Source organism: Streptomyces sp. NPDC036815 (genome assembly GCF_055609205.1).
Map to the genome: position 1 here is coordinate 332,210 of NZ_JBVJPW010000001.1, position 19,515 is coordinate 351,724.

At 70.5% G+C, this 19,515-nt stretch carries 14 protein-coding genes, 2 tRNA genes and 1 pseudogene; 10 read left to right on the forward strand and 7 right to left on the reverse strand.

Features of this window, described 5'->3' with window-relative positions; all coding sequences use genetic code 11:
• Positions 1 to 214: 214 nt before the first annotated feature.
• The gene (locus tag ACZ69I_RS01475; RefSeq protein WP_470829987.1) at positions 215 to 1,042 is read left to right on the forward strand and encodes an ABC transporter ATP-binding protein; all 828 of its coding nucleotides are present in this window, start codon (positions 215 to 217) and stop codon (positions 1,040 to 1,042) included.
• Positions 1,042 to 3,495: an ABC transporter permease gene (locus ACZ69I_RS01480; RefSeq protein ID WP_470829989.1), complete on the forward strand. Its 2,454-nt coding sequence runs from the start codon at positions 1,042 to 1,044 to the stop codon at positions 3,493 to 3,495. Before ACZ69I_RS01475 ends, ACZ69I_RS01480 begins: the two co-directional genes overlap by 1 nt.
• Positions 3,496 to 3,573: 78 nt before the next feature.
• Here ACZ69I_RS01480 and ACZ69I_RS01485 read toward each other — a convergent pair whose 3' ends face one another.
• Entirely contained in the window at positions 3,574 to 4,785 is a 1,212-nt protein-coding gene (locus tag ACZ69I_RS01485; protein ID WP_470829991.1) for an acyltransferase family protein, read from the reverse strand.
• A gap of 620 nt (positions 4,786 to 5,405) precedes the next feature.
• On the opposite strand from ACZ69I_RS01485, the gene ACZ69I_RS01490 reads away from it, so the two are divergent.
• Entirely contained in the window at positions 5,406 to 5,600 is a 195-nt protein-coding gene (locus tag ACZ69I_RS01490; RefSeq protein ID WP_398297777.1) for a hypothetical protein, read from the forward strand.
• Positions 5,601 to 5,654: 54 nt separating this feature from the next.
• Here the strand turns inward: ACZ69I_RS01490 and ACZ69I_RS01495 are convergent.
• A pseudogene (locus ACZ69I_RS01495) lies at positions 5,655 to 5,863 on the reverse strand (aminotransferase class V-fold PLP-dependent enzyme); the annotation flags it as partial.
• Positions 5,864 to 6,166: 303 nt separating this feature from the next.
• Positions 6,167 to 6,237, reverse strand: a tRNA-Gly gene (locus ACZ69I_RS01500).
• A 142-nt stretch (positions 6,238 to 6,379) separates the two neighbouring features.
• On the opposite strand from ACZ69I_RS01500, the gene ACZ69I_RS01505 reads away from it, so the two are divergent.
• From ACZ69I_RS01505 to clpX, 5 genes are all read left to right on the forward strand, one after another.
• Positions 6,380 to 6,456 (forward strand) — tRNA-Pro (locus ACZ69I_RS01505).
• Positions 6,457 to 6,582: 126 nt separating this feature from the next.
• On the forward strand, positions 6,583 to 7,965 hold the full coding sequence (gene tig, locus ACZ69I_RS01510) for a trigger factor (protein ID WP_470829993.1): 1,383 nt from the start codon (positions 6,583 to 6,585) through the stop codon (positions 7,963 to 7,965).
• Positions 7,966 to 8,372: 407 nt separating this feature from the next.
• On the forward strand, positions 8,373 to 8,990 hold the full coding sequence (locus ACZ69I_RS01515; protein ID WP_467669190.1) for an ATP-dependent Clp protease proteolytic subunit: 618 nt from the start codon (positions 8,373 to 8,375) through the stop codon (positions 8,988 to 8,990).
• 61 nt (positions 8,991 to 9,051) lie between these two features.
• Positions 9,052 to 9,747 carry an ATP-dependent Clp protease proteolytic subunit gene (locus ACZ69I_RS01520; RefSeq protein WP_467669188.1) on the forward strand — a complete coding sequence of 232 codons (696 nt, stop codon included), beginning with the start codon at positions 9,052 to 9,054 and terminating at the stop codon, positions 9,745 to 9,747.
• A gap of 167 nt (positions 9,748 to 9,914) precedes the next feature.
• The gene (gene clpX, locus ACZ69I_RS01525) at positions 9,915 to 11,201 is read left to right on the forward strand and encodes an ATP-dependent Clp protease ATP-binding subunit ClpX (protein WP_365132323.1); all 1,287 of its coding nucleotides are present in this window, start codon (positions 9,915 to 9,917) and stop codon (positions 11,199 to 11,201) included.
• 86 nt (positions 11,202 to 11,287) lie between these two features.
• On the opposite strand, the gene ACZ69I_RS01530 is transcribed toward clpX, so the two are convergent.
• The 3 genes from ACZ69I_RS01530 to ACZ69I_RS01540 form a co-directional block, all read right to left on the reverse strand.
• Positions 11,288 to 12,283, reverse strand: a complete 996-nt coding sequence (locus tag ACZ69I_RS01530) for a hypothetical protein (RefSeq protein ID WP_470829996.1) — start codon at positions 12,281 to 12,283, stop codon at positions 11,288 to 11,290.
• A 119-nt stretch (positions 12,284 to 12,402) separates the two neighbouring features.
• Positions 12,403 to 13,440 (reverse strand): hypothetical protein, encoded by a 1,038-nt coding sequence (locus tag ACZ69I_RS01535; protein WP_470829998.1) that lies wholly within the window; start codon positions 13,438 to 13,440, stop codon positions 12,403 to 12,405.
• Between the two features lie 174 nt (positions 13,441 to 13,614).
• A complete protein-coding gene (locus tag ACZ69I_RS01540; RefSeq protein ID WP_470829999.1) occupies positions 13,615 to 14,583 on the reverse strand; it encodes a hypothetical protein in 969 nt (322 codons plus the stop codon).
• A gap of 136 nt (positions 14,584 to 14,719) precedes the next feature.
• Between ACZ69I_RS01540 and ACZ69I_RS01545 the strand changes: the two genes are divergently transcribed.
• Positions 14,720 to 17,344 carry a valine--tRNA ligase gene (locus tag ACZ69I_RS01545; protein WP_470830001.1) on the forward strand — a complete coding sequence of 875 codons (2,625 nt, stop codon included), beginning with the start codon at positions 14,720 to 14,722 and terminating at the stop codon, positions 17,342 to 17,344.
• Positions 17,345 to 17,407: 63 nt separating this feature from the next.
• Here ACZ69I_RS01545 and ACZ69I_RS01550 read toward each other — a convergent pair whose 3' ends face one another.
• Positions 17,408 to 18,034 carry a hypothetical protein gene (locus tag ACZ69I_RS01550; RefSeq protein ID WP_467669178.1) on the reverse strand — a complete coding sequence of 209 codons (627 nt, stop codon included), beginning with the start codon at positions 18,032 to 18,034 and terminating at the stop codon, positions 17,408 to 17,410.
• Positions 18,035 to 18,203: 169 nt separating this feature from the next.
• Here ACZ69I_RS01550 and ACZ69I_RS01555 point away from each other — a divergent pair, with 169 nt between their 5' ends.
• A complete protein-coding gene (locus tag ACZ69I_RS01555; RefSeq protein WP_470830002.1) occupies positions 18,204 to 19,370 on the forward strand; it encodes a sensor histidine kinase in 1,167 nt (388 codons plus the stop codon).
• Positions 19,371 to 19,515 lie beyond the last annotated feature (145 nt).

Below are 19,515 nucleotides of genomic sequence, written 5' to 3' on the forward strand. Positions count from 1 at the left end.
ACGTCAAGAACGCGTCAATACTTAGGTTACCAAACGACCGGTGCCGGGCCCCTTGCCGTACGGCGTCCGGCTTTTCCGTACGACCGGGGTGGGGTTCTCCCCACCTCCGTTTCGCCAGCCGCCCTCATGGCCCGCGCCACCCCCTGATCCGTACGTTCGAGACATCGACAGGGCACGCCGGTGGGCGGCGTACGAACGGAAGGCGGGCACAGCCATGGGGCTGCGACGGAAGAACCGGGCCGAAGAGGGCACGAAGGCGGCCACGGTGCCTCCGATGCCGACCGCCCTGCCCGGCGACTGGGCCGTCGAGCTGCGCGGAGTCCGCCGCCAGTACGGCCGCGGAGCGGGCGCCGTGCACGCCCTCGCGGGCATCGACCTCGCCCTGCCCCGCGGCAGCTTCACCGCCGTCATGGGCCCCTCCGGCTCCGGCAAGTCCACCTTCCTGCAGTGCGCGGCGGGCCTGGACCGGCCGAGCGCGGGCACCGTCCGCCTCGGCGGCACCGAGATCACCGGCATGAGCGAGAACAAGCTCACCGCGCTGCGCCGCACCCGCCTCGGCTTCGTCTTCCAGGCCTTCAACCTGCTGCCCTCGCTGACCGTCGAGCAGAACGTCGTCCTGCCGATGCGCCTCGCGGGCCACCGCCCCGACCGCCGCAAGGCCGCCGAGATGCTCACCCGCGTCGGCCTCGGCGACAAGGGGCGCCGCCGCCCGGGACAGCTCTCCGGCGGCCAGCAGCAGCGCGTCGCCATCGCCCGCGCCCTGGTCACCCAGCCCGACGTGATCTTCGCCGACGAACCGACCGGCGCCCTGGACACCACCACCGCCACCGAGATCCTCGGCCTGCTGCGCTCCGCCGTCGACGCGATGAACGCCACCGTCGTCATGGTCACCCACGACCCGGCCGCCGCGGCCTACGCGGACCGCGTCCTCTTCCTCGCCGACGGCTCCCTCGTCGACCGCCTCGAACGCGCCTCCGCCGCCCGGATCGCGGCCCGGATGACGAGCCTGGCCGCCCCGGCCCACGCGGGGGTGGCCGCGTAATGGCGTACGTCCCCAACGGCCTCGCCCGCGCGGCCGTCCGCTTCAAACCCGCCGCCTTCGCGGGCACCTTCCTCGCCCTGATGATGGCCTCGCTGATCGTGACCGCCTGCGGAATCCTCCTGGAGACCGGGCTGCGCGCCTCCGTGCCGCCCGACCGGTACGCGGGCGCCCCCGTGGTGGCCGCCGCCGACCAGTCCGTCCACTTCGTCACCGGCAGCGGCGACAGCAAGTCCGAGTCGGACACGCCGCTGCCCGACCGGGCGCGGATCGACGCCTCCCTGGTCGCCGCGGCGGGCTCGGTGCCCGGCGCGCGCACCGCCGTGCCCGACGTCACCTTCCCCGTGCGGTCCGGCGGCAAGGACGTCACCGCGCACGGCTGGGGCTCCACCGCCTTCACCGGCGAGAAGCTGACCGCGGGCCGCGCCCCGCACCCCGGCGAGGTCGTCCTGGCCGCGCCCGGCGCCACCGTCGGCGACCGCACCACGCTCACCACCGCGGACGGGCCGCGCGCCTTCCGCGTGTCCGGCACCGTACGGGCCGGACAGGCCGGGCCCACCGCCTGGTTCGCCGACTCCGAGGCCGTCCGCGTCTCCGGCCACCCGGGACGCATTGACGCCGTCGCCGTACTGCCCAAGGACGGCGTCCCGGCCGACAGCCTCAAGACGCAGGTGGCCCACGCCGTCGGGGACAAGGCCAAGGTCCACACCGGCGACGACCGCGCCGCCGCCGAGGGCTCCGAACTCGCCTACGCCAAGGAGCTCCTGACCGCGCTCGGCGGCTCCTTCGGCGGCATCGCCACCCTGACCGCCGTCTTCACCGCGGCCGGCACCGTCGCGCTCTCCGTCGGCCAGCGCGCCCGCGAGTACGCGCTCCTGCGCGCCATCGGCACCACCCCGCGCCAGGTCCGCCGCACCATCGCCACCGAGACGCTGCTCGTCGCGCCCTTCGCGGGAGCGGTCGGCGTGCTGCCCGGCATCGCCCTGGCGAGCTGGTGGTTCGGGCAGCTGAAGGAGAAGGGCGCCGTCCCCGAGGCCGTGGACCTGTCGGTCTCCTTCATCCCGTTCGTCTGCGCCATCGGCGCCTGTGTCCTCACCGCCCTCGGCGCCGGGTACCTGGCGGCCCGCCGCCCCTCCCGCATCAAGCCGGGCCAGGCACTCAGCGAGGCCGTCACCGAACGGGCGCCGCTCGGCTGGATCCGCACTCCGCTCGGCATCGCCGCGGCGGTCGGCGGCGCGGTCTTCGCCGGATTCGCCGCGAGCAACACCGGCGACGACGCGGCGAACGCGGCGCTCGGCGTCGTCATGCTCTTCATGCTCGCCGTGGCCCTGCTCGGGCCGCTGGTGGCGCGCGGCTGTGCCGCCCTGTTCGGGCTCCCGCTGCGCGGCGCGGGCGCCTCCGCCTCACTGGCCGCCGCCAACTCCCGTACGAACGCCCGCAGGCTGGCCTCCGCGATCACCCCGATCGTGCTCGCCATGGCCTTCTCCAGCGTCCTCGTCTTCATGCACACCAGCGAGGACCGGGTCGCCGCCGACCAGCAGCGCGCGGGCATCACCGCGGACCACATCGTCACCTCCGACGCGGGCCTCGCGCCGGGCACGGTGGCCAGGGCCGCGCACGCCGACGGCGTCACCTCGGCCGTCGGCCTGCTCAAGACGTCCGTCCTCGTCCCGCTCGGCTCGGGCGGCGACCGCTGGCTGGAGTCGGCGTCGACGCAGGGCATCACCGGCTCCGCCGCCGACCTGGCCCAAGTGCAGGACCTGAAGGTCGAGACGGGCACCCTCACCCTCGGCAAGGGCGAGATCGCGGTCGACTCCCGCCTCGCCGACTCCGCCCACGTGAAGACGGGCGAGCGCCTCGGCATCCGCCTGCCCGACGGCACCAAGGCGTCGCCGAAGGTCGTCGCGACGTACGGCAGGGGCCTCGGCCTCTCCCAGGTGACCATGCCCGCGGCCGACCTGAAGCGGCACGTCACCTCGTCCTTCGCCACCGAGGTCTGGGTCAGGGGCGGTTCCGCCGAGGCCCTCGCGGGCCTCGGTACCCTCCAGGACCGCGACGGCTACGCCACCGCCCAGTCCCTGGACCGTGAGCTCAACGCCTGGGCCAACACCACGATGGCGGCCGTCCTCGGCGGCTTCGCGGCCATCGCCGCCGTCAACACCCTGGTGATGACGGTCCTCGACCGCCGCCGCGAGCTCGGCACCCTGCGCCTGATCGGCTCCACGCACCGCCAGGTGATGCGGATGATCCGCTGGGAGGCGCTGCTCGTGTCCTGCGCGGGCATCGTCATCGGCTCGGCCATCGCCCTGGCCACGCTCGTCCCGATGATGAACGGCCTGACCGGTGAATCCCCCTACGTTCCCCCGGTGTTGTACGGCTCGTTCGTGGCCGCGGTCCTGGTGCTGGGCCTGGCGTCGGCGACGATCCCGGCGCGGGCGGCGCTGCGGACCAGGTGAGGGAGGAACGGCGAAGGCGCGCCCGGCGGTGGAGTACACCGCCGGGCGCGCCTTCGCCGGGTCCGTGGCGCGGGGGCGCTACCTCGCCCTGGTCCTGGTCCGCTCCCGGGCCAGCTCCGCCGCGTCCCGCCTGAAGGCCCACTCCATCTTGGGCTCCATCGCGAAACGGAACGTCCGCTGTACGGGAGGCGTGCACAGGAGGGTCACCACGCTCGCGGCGACCACCGTCACGAAGATCTCACCGGCCGGCTGGTGCAGCCAGTCGTAGGTGTCGAACCAGCCCCAGAAGCGGGAGCCCTTGGCGATGAAGCCGTGCAGCAGGTAGCCGTACAGCGTGCCGGCGCCGAGGGCTGTGAACCACATCTTGCGGCGCGGCACCCACGCGAAGAAGCACGCGGTGAGGACCACGGAGCAGCCGAAGAGCGCCAGCGTCATCACGATGCCGACCCACCACGGGACGCCCAACTCCTGGGCGCTGTCCCTGCGGTAGAACCACACGGAGGTCATCCGGGGCGCGGCCCAGTACGCGAGGAGCAGCGCGCTCGCGAAGACCGGCACCGACAGGATCCGCACCTCGCGGCGGCGCACCAGCTGGAAGTACTCGGGCTTCATGAAGAGGCCGAGCACGAAGAACGGCATGAACTGCAGGACGCGCTGCAGGTCGAGGTCGTCGCCGATGTCGGGTGAGATCACGGCGAGCATGGCGATGGCCAGGGCGAGCGGCACCGGCCAGCGCACGATCTTCCACAGCGGCACGGTGAGCCGCCACACGAAGAGCGCCACCAGGAACCAGGTGAGGTACCAGGGGTCGAGCAGGCTGATCGGATGGCCCGGGTCGTCGTCCGCCCAGCGCTTGAAGAGGGAGTACGCGACCTCGAAGATGACATACGGCACGGCGACGCCGGTGACCAGCCGCTTGAGGCGGTCGGCCCGCATGTCGAAGCTGCGCGAGAAGTAGCCGGAGATCAGGATGAACGCGGGCATGTGGAAGGTGTAGACGGTCATGTACAGCGCCTCGGCGGCGCGGCTGTGATCCGTCAGGGGTTCCCATGCGTGAGCCATCGCCACGAGGACGATGGCCAGGTACTTGGCGTTGTCGAAGAACGCGTCGCGCTGCTTGGCGGGCTTCGATCCGCTCTGGGTGGTGCTCTGGCCGCTCGGGGTGGGGGGAGCTGCGGCGGCCTGCGGGGTCGGATGATGGGCGCGGGGAGTCGGGACTCCGTCCACCGGAACCTGGGCCGGGGGGAGCGGCGCCCGGTGGCGGCCGTGCGGGTGCACCGAGTTGGTCACAGGCCCTCCCACCAAGAGCTCGGTGAGACGACCCGGGACCGCACTGCGCCTGCGGGGATGGTGGCAGCGTGGAACATCTGAGGCACCCTAGCGCCGCGTCGGCGATTTCGTAAAACCCTCGTTGCTTTCGTTATCTCCATCTCTGTCAAAGGCGGAGGCGAATCCGACGTAATGGGTAGCGGGTACCCGGGAATCGGCTGAGTTGACAGTGAGTTGCGGCTGTATTCTGACCGTTACGTCACTACTCATCCGGTTTAAATGGTGCATAACGCCCGCGGGGGACTCTGGTGATATGTCCGGTTGCCGGGTGAGTTCGGTGAAGTTACGCCTCGGGGATGTACCTCTGGCGACAATTCGAATTTCCTGCGAACGTCCTGTGTGGCGATGGCAACGATCACGATGAATTCCCGAAGCCCGCGGGTCGTCGAATTGCTGTGCGGCGGCGGGCCGTTGATGTGCCGCCGGGGTGGCGCCGCACACCGTGATCCGGGAAGCCTTGGCCGACGATGTGTCACCGGCCGCATACAGGGGGCCTGTTGGTGGCACGATGGTCCCTGGCGGGGGTGTGCGGGGCCGTACCCCCCGGGCCGGGAGAGCGACCGACCTAGGGTGTGATCAGTGTGGCCATTTCGCTGTCAGTCGTGCTGCTGTTGGCGATCATCCTTGTGGTGCTGATCCGCGGGGGGTCGCTCAAGACGGGTCCCGCGATCGTCGCGGTGCTCTTCGGCTTCTTCCTCGCCTCGACCGGCATGGCGCCCTCCATAAACCGCTTCCTGAACGAAGTGGCGGAGACCATCAACTCGATCAGTTTCTGACGCTATGGACGGCCCGGCACCGGCAGGGCCCCTTTTCATGACGATTCCTGCAGTTCAGGACGGCTCCTGCAGCCCCCGCAGCGAGGCCACCAGCCGGTCCACCTCCTCCGACGTGTTGTAGAGCGACAGCGAGACGCGGGCCGCCGACTCCAGGCCGCGTAGTGCGCGAGAGCGGGCTGCGCGCAGTGGTGCCCCGCGCGGACCGCGATGCCGTCGCGGTCCAGCCGGTCGGCGACCGCGGCCGGGTCGTGGCCCGCGAGCGTGACCGGCCTCGAAGGTCACCTCCGTGAAGGCGTCGGCGAGATCGGCGACGGTGGCGTCCTCCGCCTCGCGCAGATAGGGGACCTCGCGCAAGTCGCCGGGCACCACGCGCGCGGTGCCGTTCTCGTCGTACGTGGTGATGTCCACGTCGACCCAGGGCAGCGCCCGCGGCAGGTACCGGGGGGTGATGCCCCGCATCTGCGGGACGGTCTTGGTCGCGGTCACGAGCTGACCGACCGCCTGTCTCGCGGCCGGCCGGAACACAGAAAACCCCAGACCACATGTGGCCTGGGGTTTCTCGCGAGAGCGGGCGACGGGAATCGAACCCGCGTAGCTAGTTTGGAAGACTAGGGCTCTACCATTGAGCTACGCCCGCACGGTTCGCGCCAACGGCGGGGACGCCGCGGCACGCACAGCATCGTAGCGGGTCGTGGGCCTTCGCCGCACGCCCCCCTCGTCGCCCCTGTTTAACCGGGGGCCGCACTGCCTGCGGGCATGTACCCTACGTGTCGCACCGACGGGGTGTGGCGCAGCTTGGTAGCGCGTCCGCTTTGGGAGCGGAAGGCCGTGGGTTCAAATCCCGCCACCCCGACCAGCGAGATCTCCCTCGCAAGATCACATTGTGGCTCGGCTCCCGCTTGCCGTTACTATGCAAGCTGTGTGCCCGTGTGTCTCTGAGCCGGGCTCAATCCCAAGAAGTCAGCCCCAAGGAGACCGAACCGTGAAGAGCGCCGTGGAGACCCTGAACCCGACCCGGGTTCGGCTCACTGTTGAGGTGCCCTTCGAGGAGCTCAAGGACAGCCTCGACGCGGCCTACAAGAAGATCAACCAGCAGGTCACGGTGAAGGGCTTCCGCAAGGGCAAGATCCCGGCCCGTGTCATCGACCAGCGGTTCGGCCGCGGCGCAGTCCTCGAAGAGGCCGTCAACGACGCGCTCCCGAAGTTCTACACCGAGGCCGTGAACGAGGCCGAGCTCAACGTCCTGGGCCAGCCCGAGGTGGACATCACCGAGCTGAAGGACAACGAGACCCTCAACTTCACCGCTGAGGTCGACATCCGTCCCGCGATCGAGATCCCGGACTACTCCGGCATCGAGGTCGAGGTCGACGCGGTCGAGGTCAGCGACGAGGACGTCGACAAGGCCGTCGAGGAGCTGCGCGAGCGCTTCGCCTCCACGTCCCCCGTCGAGCGTGCCGCCGAGGACGGCGACGTCGTGACGATCGACCTCGAGGCGAAGGTCGACGGCGAGGTCCTGGAGGACGGCGTCGCGTCCGGCGTTTCCTACACGATCGGCTCCGGCGAGCTCCTCGAGGGCATCGACGACGCCGTGAAGGGCCTGGAGGCCGGTGGCGAGGCCACCTTCACCTCCGAGCTCAAGGGCGGCTCCGCCGCGGGCAAGGAGTCCGAGGTCACCGTCAAGGTCACCCAGGTCGCCGCCCGTGAACTGCCGTCCCTGGACGACGACTTCGCGCAGCTCGCGTCGGAGTTCGACACCCTCGACGAGCTGAAGGCCGACAGCCGCAAGCGCCTCGAGAACATGAAGCAGTACGACCAGGCGACGCAGGCCCAGGAGCGCGTCCTGGAGAAGCTGCTCGAGCTGGTCGAGGTCCCCGTCCCCGAGAAGCTCCTCGCGGACGAGATCCAGACCCGCAAGCACAACCTGGTGAACCACCAGCTCGGCCAGATGGGCCTCGACCTCGCGAAGTACCTGGAGATCCAGGGCAAGACCGAGGAAGAGTTCGACGCCGAGACCAAGGAGCAGGCCGAGAAGGGCATCAAGACGCAGTTCGTCCTCGACGAGCTCGTCAACAAGGAGAAGCTGAACGTGAACCAGGAGGAGCTCACCGAGCACCTCATGCGTCGCGCGCAGTCCTCCGGCATGTCCCCCGACCAGTTCGCCCAGGCCGTCGTCGAAGGCGGCCAGGTCCCGATGCTGGTCGGCGAGGTCGCCCGCGGCAAGGCCCTCGCGGTCGTCGTCGAGGCGTCCACGGTCAAGGACACGAACGGCGAGGTCGTGGACCTCGACGACGAGGACGAGACGGCTGCCACCGAGGGTGAGCAGGCCGAGGCGTCCGACTCCGCCGAGGAGAAGACCGAGGTCTGAGCGACCTCGCTTCGCTGAACGCACCACCGGGCCCCAGGGACGCCAGTCCCTGGGGCCCGGTGTTTAGGGGCGCGGGGAACCGCGCGCTCAGCCCCCGCCGGGGGCGCGGTCGCGTCTGCCGAGGCAGGTGCCACGGCGGGTTGCGGCTCCGCGTGGGCTGCTCGCGCAGTTCCCCGCGCCTCTGACGGGGCACAGTCATCCGCCCGCCCAGGCCGAGCGCGGCGACCTGCGCTCACAGCGAACAGTCAGGCCTCCGGGATTCCCGGAGACCCCCCGCGCGTTAGGGTCCATGAATACGAGGGCAGGGGAGTCCCCGAAGCCGCCCCGGAGCGGCGAGCACGCGGGGTCCCAGGTCCCAAGAAGACGTGAGACGGCCCGGCGCCGTCGTAAGACGAGCAGGTGGATACGTGACGAATCTGATGCCCTCCGCCGCCGGCGACCCCTCCATCGGTGGTGGCCTCGGCGACCAGGTCTACAACCGGCTGCTCGGTGAGCGGATCATCTTCCTCGGCCAGCCGGTCGACGACGATATTGCCAACAAGATCACCGCACAGTTGCTGCTCCTTGCCTCCGATCCGGACAAGGACATCTACCTCTACATCAACAGCCCGGGCGGCTCGATCACGGCCGGCATGGCGATCTACGACACCATGCAGTACATCAAGAACGACGTGGTGACGATCGCGATGGGCATGGCGGCCTCCATGGGCCAGTTCCTGCTCAGCGCCGGTACGCCCGGCAAGCGCTTCGCGCTGCCGAACGCCGAGATCCTGATCCACCAGCCGTCCGCCGGCCTCGCCGGCTCCGCGTCGGACATCAAGATCCACGCCGAGCGGCTGCTCCTCACGAAGAAGAAGATGGCCGAGCTCACGGCGCACCACACCGGCCAGTCCGTCGAGCAGGTCACGCGCGACTCGGACCGCGACCGCTGGTTCGACCCGCAGGAGGCCAAGGAGTACGGCCTCATCGACGACATCATGTCCAGCGCCGCCGGTATGCCGGGCGGGGGCGGCACCGGAGCCTGAGCCCCGTGCTCAGCGCCCCGAAGCCAGCACCTAAGCCCCTCCCTTCTCAGGAGAACCAGAGATGAACAACTTCCGCGGCAGCGGCCTCCACGGGCACGCGCAGGCCGAGAGCGGCCAGGCCGAGTTCACCGGCGCCAGCGCCGAGTCCCGTTACGTGATCCCGCGCTTCGTCGAGCGCACCTCGCAGGGCGTGCGTGAGTACGACCCGTACGCGAAGCTCTTCGAGGAGCGCGTGATCTTCCTCGGCGTGCAGATCGACGACGCGTCCGCCAACGACGTCATGGCGCAGCTCCTGTGCCTGGAGTCGATGGACCCGGACCGCGACATCTCGATCTACATCAACAGCCCGGGCGGCTCGTTCACGGCCCTCACGGCCATCTACGACACGATGCAGTTCGTGAAGCCCGACGTGCAGACCGTCTGCATGGGCCAGGCCGCCTCCGCCGCCGCCGTGCTCCTCGCGGCCGGTACGCCGGGCAAGCGGATGGCCCTGCCGAACGCGCGCGTGCTGATCCACCAGCCCTACAGCGAGACCGGCCGCGGCCAGGTCTCCGACCTGGAGATCGCCGCCAACGAGATCCTCCGGATGCGTTCGCAGCTGGAGGAGATGCTGGCCAATCACTCCACGACGCCGATCGAGAAGATCCGCGACGACATCGAGCGCGACAAGATCCTCACGGCCGACGACGCGCTCGCGTACGGCTTGGTCGACCAGATCATCTCCACCCGGAAGATGAACAATTCCGCGGTTGCCTGACGCAGAGCTGTAGCATCTGCCGCTCCTTGGCATGGTTCGCGTACGACTCGCGTCGAAGTGAACCGTGCCAAGGGGGGCCCGAACGGGGGGCCCGGCAGGGTACCGTCGGATATGAGGCACCAGGAGCCGCTGAACGTGGCGTCTCCCAGGCGAAGGGGAAGCACCTCGTGGCACGCATCGGTGACGGCGGCGATCTGCTCAAGTGCTCGTTCTGCGGAAAGAGTCAGAAGCAGGTCAAGAAGCTCATCGCAGGCCCCGGTGTGTACATCTGCGATGAGTGCATCGACCTCTGTAACGAGATCATCGAGGAAGAGCTCGCGGAGACGAGCGAGGTGCGCTGGGAGGAACTGCCCAAGCCTCGCGAGATCTACGAATTCCTTGAGGGCTACGTCGTGGGCCAGGAGCCCGCGAAGAAGGCCCTCTCGGTAGCGGTGTACAACCACTACAAGCGGGTCCAGGCCGGAGAGAACGGCGGCGCACAGGGCCGTGACGACGCGATCGAACTCGCGAAGTCCAACATCCTGCTGCTCGGCCCGACGGGATCCGGCAAGACGCTCCTCGCGCAGACGCTCGCGCGCATGTTGAACGTCCCGTTCGCCATCGCGGACGCGACGGCTCTGACAGAGGCGGGCTATGTCGGCGAGGACGTCGAGAACATCCTGCTCAAGCTGATCCAGGCGGCCGACTACGACGTCAAGAAGGCCGAGACCGGGATCATCTACATCGACGAGATCGACAAGGTGGCTCGCAAGAGCGAGAACCCCTCGATCACCCGCGATGTCAGCGGCGAGGGTGTTCAGCAGGCTCTGCTGAAGATCCTGGAGGGCACCACGGCCTCCGTCCCGCCGCAGGGCGGCCGCAAGCACCCGCACCAGGAGTTCATCCAGATCGACACGACGAACGTGCTCTTCATCGTGGGCGGCGCCTTCGCCGGCCTCGAGAAGATCATCGAGTCGCGGGCGGGCGCGAAGGGCATCGGCTTCGGCGCCACCATCCGCTCCAAGCGCGAGATGGAGGAGAAGGACCAGTTCGAGGACATCATGCCGGAGGACCTGGTGAAGTTCGGGATGATCCCCGAGTTCATCGGCCGCCTCCCCGTGATCACCTCGGTCCACAACCTCGACCGCGAGGCCCTGCTCCAGATCCTCGTGGAGCCGCGCAACGCGCTCGTGAAGCAGTACCAGCGCCTGTTCGAACTCGACGGCGTGGAGCTGGACTTCGAGCGTGAGGCCCTGGAGGCCATCGCGGACCAGGCGATCCTGCGGCAGACCGGCGCCCGAGGGCTCCGCGCCATCATGGAAGAGGTCCTGCAGTCGGTGATGTACGAGGTGCCGTCCCGCAAGGACGTGGCCCGCGTCGTCATCACGGCGGACGTCGTCCGTTCGAACGTGAACCCGACGCTGGTGCCGCGCGACGCGCGCGGTCCGGGCGCCGGTGAGCAGAAGTCGGCGTAGCCGCAGGCCGGTTGCGCGGTACGACGGAGGGGGCGCCCCGCGAGTGATCGCGGGGCGCCCCCTCCGTCGTGCGCACGTGAGGAGGGTCAGGCCTTCACACGGACTTCCTTGCGGACCTTGAGCGCGGTGGCCGAGGCGTCGTCGAGCGAGAGCTTGCCCGCCATGGCCTTCGCGACCTCGACGGGGACCACGACGCCGAGGGTGCTGTGGTCGCTCCAGATGCAGACGGGCATGCGGATCTCCTTGGGCCCCGACGAGGACGAGCCGCTGCTCGCGTTCTTGTTCTCGATCACCGACTCCTGGCACTTGAGGGCCGCGGCGCCGGTGCTGAAGTCCTTGGGGCTGCCGACCAGTTCGCCGGTTTCCGAGTTCTTGCCCTGGGAGTCGTTCTTGAGTTTGGCGAACATGGCGTCGACGACCTTCTCGGGCTTGTCGATGTCACCGTAGACGCCCATGAACTGGATCGCCTTCTGCGCCAGGGGATTGCTCTCGTCCCCCGACTTGTAGGCGGCGTCCACGTCTTGGGGGTCCTTCACGCCCGCCTTCTCGGCGGTGGCCAGGTCGCTGGAGTTGAAGCCGCCGCTGTCGCCCTCGTTCTTCTCGTACTCGCCGAGGAGCGTGCCGGGCGTGGTCAGCGTGTGCGGGCCGTCGTCCTTGATGCCACCGTCCGCGACGGCCGGGGAACCGCCCTTGTCGTCGTCCTTGCCCGAGAGGAGGAAGTAGCCGCCGACGGCTGCCGCGGCGACCACGGCGACGGTGGCGATGATGATGCCGGTCTTCTTCCCGCTGCCGCCCGGGGGCGGCGGGGGGACCTGCCCGTAGGGAGCCTGCTGGGGGAACTGCCCGTAGGGGCCGGGCTGCTGGGGCTGGCTGTAGCCGCCCTGCGGGGGCGCCTGCTGCGGGTAGCCGTAGCCGGGCTGGGGCTGCGCCGGGGGAGCCTGCTGGGGGTAGCCGTAGCCGGCCTGGGGTGCCTGCGGCGGCTGCCCGTAGGGGCCGGGCTGCTGCGGGGGCTGCCCGCCGCCGTACGGGCCGGGCTGCTGGGGCTGCTGCCCGCCGTACGGACCCGGCTGGTGGTAGCTCATGGGGGTTCCCCTCCGAAACGCTTTATGTGTTTCCGACATCCTGACGCAACAGGGCCCGGTCGCATGACCGGGCCCCGTTGCGTTCGGGATCGGCGGGCCCCCGCACGGCCCGGCGGGCGTCAGCTCTTGACGCGGACTTCCCCGCGGAACTTGGCCGTGGTCGTCGACGCCTCGTCGAGGTCGGCGGCGGTGCCGGAGAGCGCGCTCGCGACGTCCGTGGTGACGACGTAGCCGATGGTGCTGTGGTCACCCCAGATGCAGGTCGCCGCGGACATCTCGCTCGGCCCCGAAGAGCCGGTCGAGGAGCCGGACGTGCCCGCCCCGCCGCCCATCGCGACCTTCATCTCCTGGCACTTGAGAACGGCGCCGTCGAGCTCGGCGGGCTTGTACTCCTTGGGCTCGCCGACCAGCGTGACCTTCTGGCCGGTGCCGCTGCCGGAGGTCCCGTTCTTCTCCTTGGCATTGGTGAACATGTGGTCGACGACCCCTTCCGGGTCCTCGATGTCCCCGTAGACGCCGCCGAAGCTCAGGATCTTCTGCGCCATCGGGTTCTCCTTGGAGCCCGACTGGTACCCGGCGTGCACGTCCTTGGGGTTCTTCACGCCCGCCGCCTCGGCCTTGTCGAGGTCGATGCTGTTGAGGCCGCTGGACTGCTCCTCGTCCTTCTTGTAGTCGGTCAGGACGGTCATCGGCGTGGTCAGCTTGTGCGGCCCGTCGTCCTTGATGCCGCCGTCGTCGCCACCGCCCCCCGCGACGTTCGAGGTTCCGCCATTCTTGCCGCCCTCGTCGTCGCCGCCCGAAAGGAGGAAGTAGCCGCCGACCGCGGCCGCGGCGACCACGGCGACGGTGGCGATGATGATGCCGGTCTTCTTCCCGCTGCCGCCCGGGGGCGGCGGCGGGACCTGCCCGTACGGGGCCTGCGGGGGTATCTGGCCGTAGGGGGCCTGGGGCGGCTGCCCGTAGGGGCCGGGCTGCTGGGGCTGGCTGTAGCCGCCCTGCTGGGGCGCCTGCTGGGGGGCCTGCTGGGGGTAGCCGTAGCCGGGCTGGGGCGCCTGCGGCGGCTGGCCGTAGGGGCCAGGCTGCTGCGGCTGCTGGCCGTACGGCCCGGGCTGCTGGGGCTGCTGCCCGCCGTACGGGCCCGGCTGGTTGTAGCTCATTACTGGGGGTCCCTCCCGATGCTTATATGTTCCGAACATCCTGGCGGACGTGCGCTCGGGGTTGGGCCCCCGGGCCGGATCGATGCGGAGTTGTTGAGGGGCTGTTCCAGAGGCCGGACGAACGAAGGTCCGGGGCGGCACACCGCCCCGGACCTTTCCTCCCCCTATGCTCCGCTACGCCTTGATGCGGGCGCCCTTGCGCAGGTCGGCGGCGAACCCGGCGACGTCGTCCGTGGCCATGCCGCCACCGCCCCCCTTCGCCATCGCCGCCACGTCGACGCCGAACACGATGCCGTACGTGCTGTGGTCGGCCCAGATGCAGATCGGCAGCTTCGTCTCGTCGCCGTCGTCCTTGATGCTGGCGGTCTGGCACTTCATGACGGCGTTGTCGAGGCCGTCGGGCTCGACGGTCTCGGGGCTGCCGGCGAGTTCGACCTCGTCACCTTCGTCGGTGGACTTGCCCGACTCCTTCTCGGTGTTCTCGTCGGCCTTGGCGAAGCCGTCGTCGACGGCCTGCTCCGGGTCGTCGATGTCGCCGTACATCCCCTGGAAGCTCATCTGTTTCCCCTTGAGGGCCGCGCCGGTCTCGTACGTGGCCGACACGTTGTGCGGGTTCTTGATGCCGATCTCCTCGGCGTTCTTCTTGTCGCCGGAGCCGAGCGGGCCCCTGCCGGGGGCGCCCGCTTCGTCGCTCTTCTCGTACTCACCCACCGAGGCCGGCGGCACCAGCCTGTGCGCGCCGTCGTCCTCGACCGACGTCGAGTCGCTGCCGCCGAAGACGAAGTAGGCGCCGACGCCGAGCGCCGCGACCACCGCGACCGCGCCGATGACGAGCCCGGTCTTCTTCTTGCCGCCGCCCGCCGCGGGCGGGGGAGGGGGCGGGACCTGCCCGTACGGGGCCTGCTGCTGCCCGTAGGGCCCCTGCGGCGGCTGCCCGTAGGGGCCCGGCTGCTGGGGCTGGCTGTATCCGGGCTGCTGGGGCGGCTGCTGGGGGTAGCCGTAGCCGGGCTGGGGCGGCTGCTGCGGCGGGCCGTACCCCGGCTGTCCGTAACCCGGCTGTCCGTAACCCGGCTGGGGCTGCTGGCCGTAGGGCCCCGGCTGGGGTGGCTGCTGCCCGTACGGGCCCGGCTGGTTGTCGCTCATGACGTGGGTCCCCCCGTGGGAATTGATGTGTCCCGGCCATCCTGGACGAAGCCGTGACCCCGTGGGGAGCCCGGCGGCAACCGTTATCGAAGATTCCGGTTTCTGGACCGCTCGGTGACCCCTCTAAACTGACCGCGTGACCGAGAACGCTCAGCAGCAGCCCCCAGCGACCACTCCCGAACTGCCGACCCAGTACGCGCCGGCCGAGGTAGAGGGGCCGCTGTACGAGCGCTGGGTGGAACGGGGTTACTTCTCGGCCGACGAGAAGAGCGAGAAGCCCCCGTACACCGTCGTGATCCCGCCGCCGAACGTGACCGGCGCGCTCCACCTCGGCCACGCCTTCGAGCACACGCTCATCGACGCCCTCACCCGCCGCAAGCGCATGCAGGGCCACGAGACGCTCTGGCAGCCCGGCATGGACCACGCGGGCATCGCCACGCAGAACGTGGTGGAGCGCGAGCTCGCCAAGGAGGGCAAGTCCCGCCACGACCTCGGGCGCGAGGAGTTCATCGAGCGCGTCTGGAAGTGGAAGGGGGAGTCCGGCGGTCAGATCTCCGGGCAGATGCGGCGCCTCGGTGACGGCGTCGACTGGGACCGCGAGCGGTTCACGATGGACGAGGGCCTCTCGCAGGCCGTCCAGACCATCTTCAAGAAGCTCTACGACGACGAGCTGATCTACCGCGCCGAGCGCATCATCAACTGGTGCCCGCGCTGTCTGACGGCGATCTCGGACATCGAGGTCGAGTACCAGGACGACGACGGCGAGCTGGTGTCGATCACGTACGGCGAGGGGGACGAGACGCTCGTCGTCGCCACCACCCGCGCCGAGACGATGCTCGGTGACACCGCTGTCGCCGTCCACCCCGAGGACGAGCGGTACAAGCACCTGGTCGGCAAGCAGATCAAGCTGCCGCTGACCGACCGCACGATCCCGGTCGTCGCCGACGAGCACGTCGACCCCGAGTTCGGCACCGGCGCCGTCAAGGTGACCCCGGCGCACGACCCGAACGACTTCGAGATCGGCCAGCGCCACTCCCTGCCGAACATCGCGGTCATGGACGAGCACGCGGTCATCACGGTCCCCGGCCCCTTCCAGGGCCTCGACCGCCTGGAGGCCCGCTCCGCCATCGTCGGCGCGCTGCGCGCCGAGGGCCGCATCGTCGCCGAGAAGCGCCCCTACACGCACTCCGTCGGCCACTGCTCGCGCTGCAAGACCACCATCGAGCCGCGCCTGTCGATGCAGTGGTGGGTCAAGGTCGGCCCGCTCGCGAAGGCCGCGGGCGACGCGGTCCGCGACGGCAAGGTCAAGATTCACCCGCAGGAGATGGAGAAGCGGTACTTCGACTGGGTCGACAACCTCCACGACTGGTGCATCTCGCGCCAGCTCTGGTGGGGCCACCGCATCCCCGTCTGGTACGGGCCGAACGGCGAGGTCGTCTGCGTCGGACCGGACGACGAGGCCCCCACCGGCGAGGGCTGGACGCAGGACAACGACGTGCTCGACACGTGGTTCTCCTCGGGCCTGTGGCCGTTCTCCACGCTGGGCTGGCCCGAGCAGACCGACTCGCTCGCGAAGTTCTACCCGAACTCCGTCCTGGTCACGGGCTACGACATCCTCTTCTTCTGGGTCGCCCGGATGATGATGTTCGGCCTGTACGCGATGGACGGCACCCCGCCGTTCCACACGATCGTGCTGCACGGCATGGTCCGCGACCAGTTCGGCAAGAAGATGTCCAAGTCCTTCGGGAACGCGGTCAACCCGCTGGACTGGATGGACAAGTACGGCTCGGACGCCCTGCGCTTCACCCTCGCCCGCGGCGCCAACCCCGGCACCGACGTGCCGATCGGCGAGGACTGGGTCCAGGGCTCGCGCAACTTCGCCAACAAGATCTGGAACGCCACGCGCTTCGCGATGATGAACGGCGCCACGATCGAGGGCGAGCTGCCCCCGGCCGAGCAGCTGTCCGCCACCGACCGCTGGGTGCTCTCCCGCCTGAACGCGACGGTCGCCGAAGTCGACGCGCTCTACGACGACTTCCAGTTCGCCAAGCTCTCCGACGCCCTCTTCCACTTCGCGTGGGACGAGGTCTTCGACTGGTACGTGGAGCTCTCCAAGACGACGTTCATGGCGGGCGGCGAGGGCGCGAAGGTCTCGGCCCGCGTCCTCGGCGAGGTCCTCGACGTCACGCTGCGCCTGCTCCACCCGATCGTCCCGTTCGTGACGGAGACGCTCTGGACGGCGCTGACCGGCGGCGAGTCGCTCGTCATCGCCGACTGGCCCAGCGACAGCGGCTTCCGCGACGCCGGGGCCGAGCGCGAGATCGAGACGCTCCAGCAGGTCATCACCGAGGTCCGCCGCTTCCGCGCCGACCAGGGCCTCCAGCCGGGCCAGAAGGTCCCGGCCCGCCTGACCCTGGACGGTACGGCGCTCGCCCCGCACGAGGCCGCCATCCGCCAGCTCCTGCGCCTCCAGCCGGAGGGCGACGAGTTCACCGCGACGGCGACGCTGCCGGTCTCGGGCGCCACGGTCGCGCTCGACCTCTCCGGCACGATCGACGTGGCGGCCGAGCGCAAGCGCCTCGCCAAGGACCTCGCCGCCGCCGAGAAGGAGAAGGCGCAGGCCGAGGCGAAGCTGGGCAACGAGGCGTTCCTGGCGAAGGCCCCGGACAACGTGGTCGACAAGATCCGCGGCCGCCTCACCAAGGCGGAGGCCGACATCGCCCGGCTGCGGGCACAGCTGGAGGCCCTGCCGGCCGCGTAGCACCCCGTACGGCCGAAGGCCCCGGAACCGTCAGCGTCGGTTCCGGGGTCTTCGCGCGTCCCGCTAGGTGATGGACTCGGCGACGGGCCCGGTCGCCTGCCGCCCGATGGGGCCGAGCTCCTCCGGGACGCGCGGCAGCAGATCGAGGCCGAGCCGTTCGAGCTCCGCCTCGGCCAGCGCGGCCAGGGTCTGGGGGTCGCCGTTGCGCCAGCCCTCGGCGAGGCTGCCGGGGGTGGCGCCCGCGATGTTCGCCGCGGTCGCCGCCACCTCGTGGAGCGGTCTGAGCAGCGTGCGCAGGGCGAGGATCTCGCGGCCGTCGTCGGATGCGGCGAGATCGCGGGCCGCGCCCGCCTGCCGGATCCAGCGCAGCCGGCGCGGCAGCCAGGCGGCCAGGACGAGGCCGACCGGCAGCACGAAGAGGGCGAGGGCGCCCACGGCCACGGCTGTCCGGACGGCCACCGGGTCCATGGCGTCGACGACGTCCGCGACGCGCCGCAGCGCGGTGTCGACGCGGCCGCCGACCAGCGGCAGCGGCGCGTTGTGTTGCTGCAGGGCACGGGGGAGGGCGAGCAGGCAGGCCAGCCGGTACGTGAGGACGGCGGCGGTGGCCCACAGCGCGGTCCACAGGAGGATGCCGGCGTCACCGGCGAGCTGATGGGTCCGCCTGGCGGGGTTCTGGGCATACCACATGGTCCGATTTGACCCCCGGGGCGCCCCGGGGCCGGTCAGCCGCGCCGAAAGTACACCCGTTGTGTGCACACCCGGTGGTTCGCCCGCAAAAGCCCAGGGTGCGGCAAATCACCAAATCGAGGACCTAAGTCCGGTGGTCCGGGCCGAAAGACCTTGGATGATGGAAGGCATGCGCAACCTGCCCGCCGCCCAGGCGATACGCCAGGCGGCGGCCACGGCCGGCCGTCTCTGCGGGCGCTGGTCGCAGGAGCCGCGGGCCCTGGACGCGCTCACGGCGGCCAGCGCCTTCGCGCTGATGAGCCTGGACATCCCCGGCCTCGCCGAGGCGGACAACTCCCTCAACGGCCCGCTCGCCGTCCTGACCCTCGCGGCCGGCGCGTCCACGCTGCTTCTGCGCCGCAGGCTGCCCTGGGTGACGTACGGGGTCGCGCTGCTCTTCCTGGGGTGGCTGCACGAGCTGACGCTGGCCCAGTTCGTGCTGTACTCCCTGGGCCGCTACCGGGGGCGTCTGGCGGGCACGCTCGGAGTGATCGGCTACGTCGGGTTCGCCTTCGTCATGTTCAACCTGCCGGGCTGGCCGGTGCACCGGGGGGCCACGATCGGCTCCTTCCTGAGCCTGGTCGTCCCGATCGGGGTGCTCGCGGCGGGCGTCGGCGTCGCCGCGAACCGGCAGGACCTGGTCCGTGCGCTGGCGGCGCAGCGCGCGGAGACCGACACGCTGCACGCCGTCCAGCAGGAGCGGGTCCGCATCGCGCGGGACGTGCACGACTTCGTCGGGCGGGAGCTCACCCTGTTGAGCGTGCGCTCCCAGGTGCTCGCGCGACGGGCCTCCGGCGGCGCCTTCGAGAACGACTTCGAGGAGCTCTCGGAGACGGCCCGCAGCGCGCACCGGATGCTGAACGAGATCATCGTGCAGCGCGGCACGGACGGCACGCCGACGCCCGGCCTGGACGCGCTCCCCGAACTGGCGGAGCGCAGCGGCCGCGCGGGCAGCCCCGTCGACCTCCGGATCGCCGACGACGCCCACCGCCTGTCCCCGCTCCGCCAGGCGGCGGTCCACCGGGTGGTCCAGGAGTGCCTGACGAACGCGGCCAAGCACGCGCCGGGCGAGAGGGTGACGGTCCGCGTGGCCCTGGGCGCCGACCGCCTGGCCATCACGGTGACCAACCCGCTGCCCACCACGGCCCCGCCCGCCGCTCCGGTCTCGGCGGGCACGGGCACGACGGGGATGGCGGAACGGATCAGGGCGGTGGGCGGCACGTTCGCGGCGGGGCCGCGGGGGGACGTGTACGAGGTGCGGGCCACGCTCTCGCCGGGCGAACTGACGGCCACCTGACGCGACGCCGCCTGCCGCGGGCCGGTGGGGGTACTCGCGCAGTTCCCCGCGCCCCTGGGTGGTCCTTGCGCGGCGTCGCCCCAGAGGCGCTGTCCACCTGAGCTGTTTCGTCTGCGGGCTGGTGGGGGCCGGTCGCGCAGTTCCC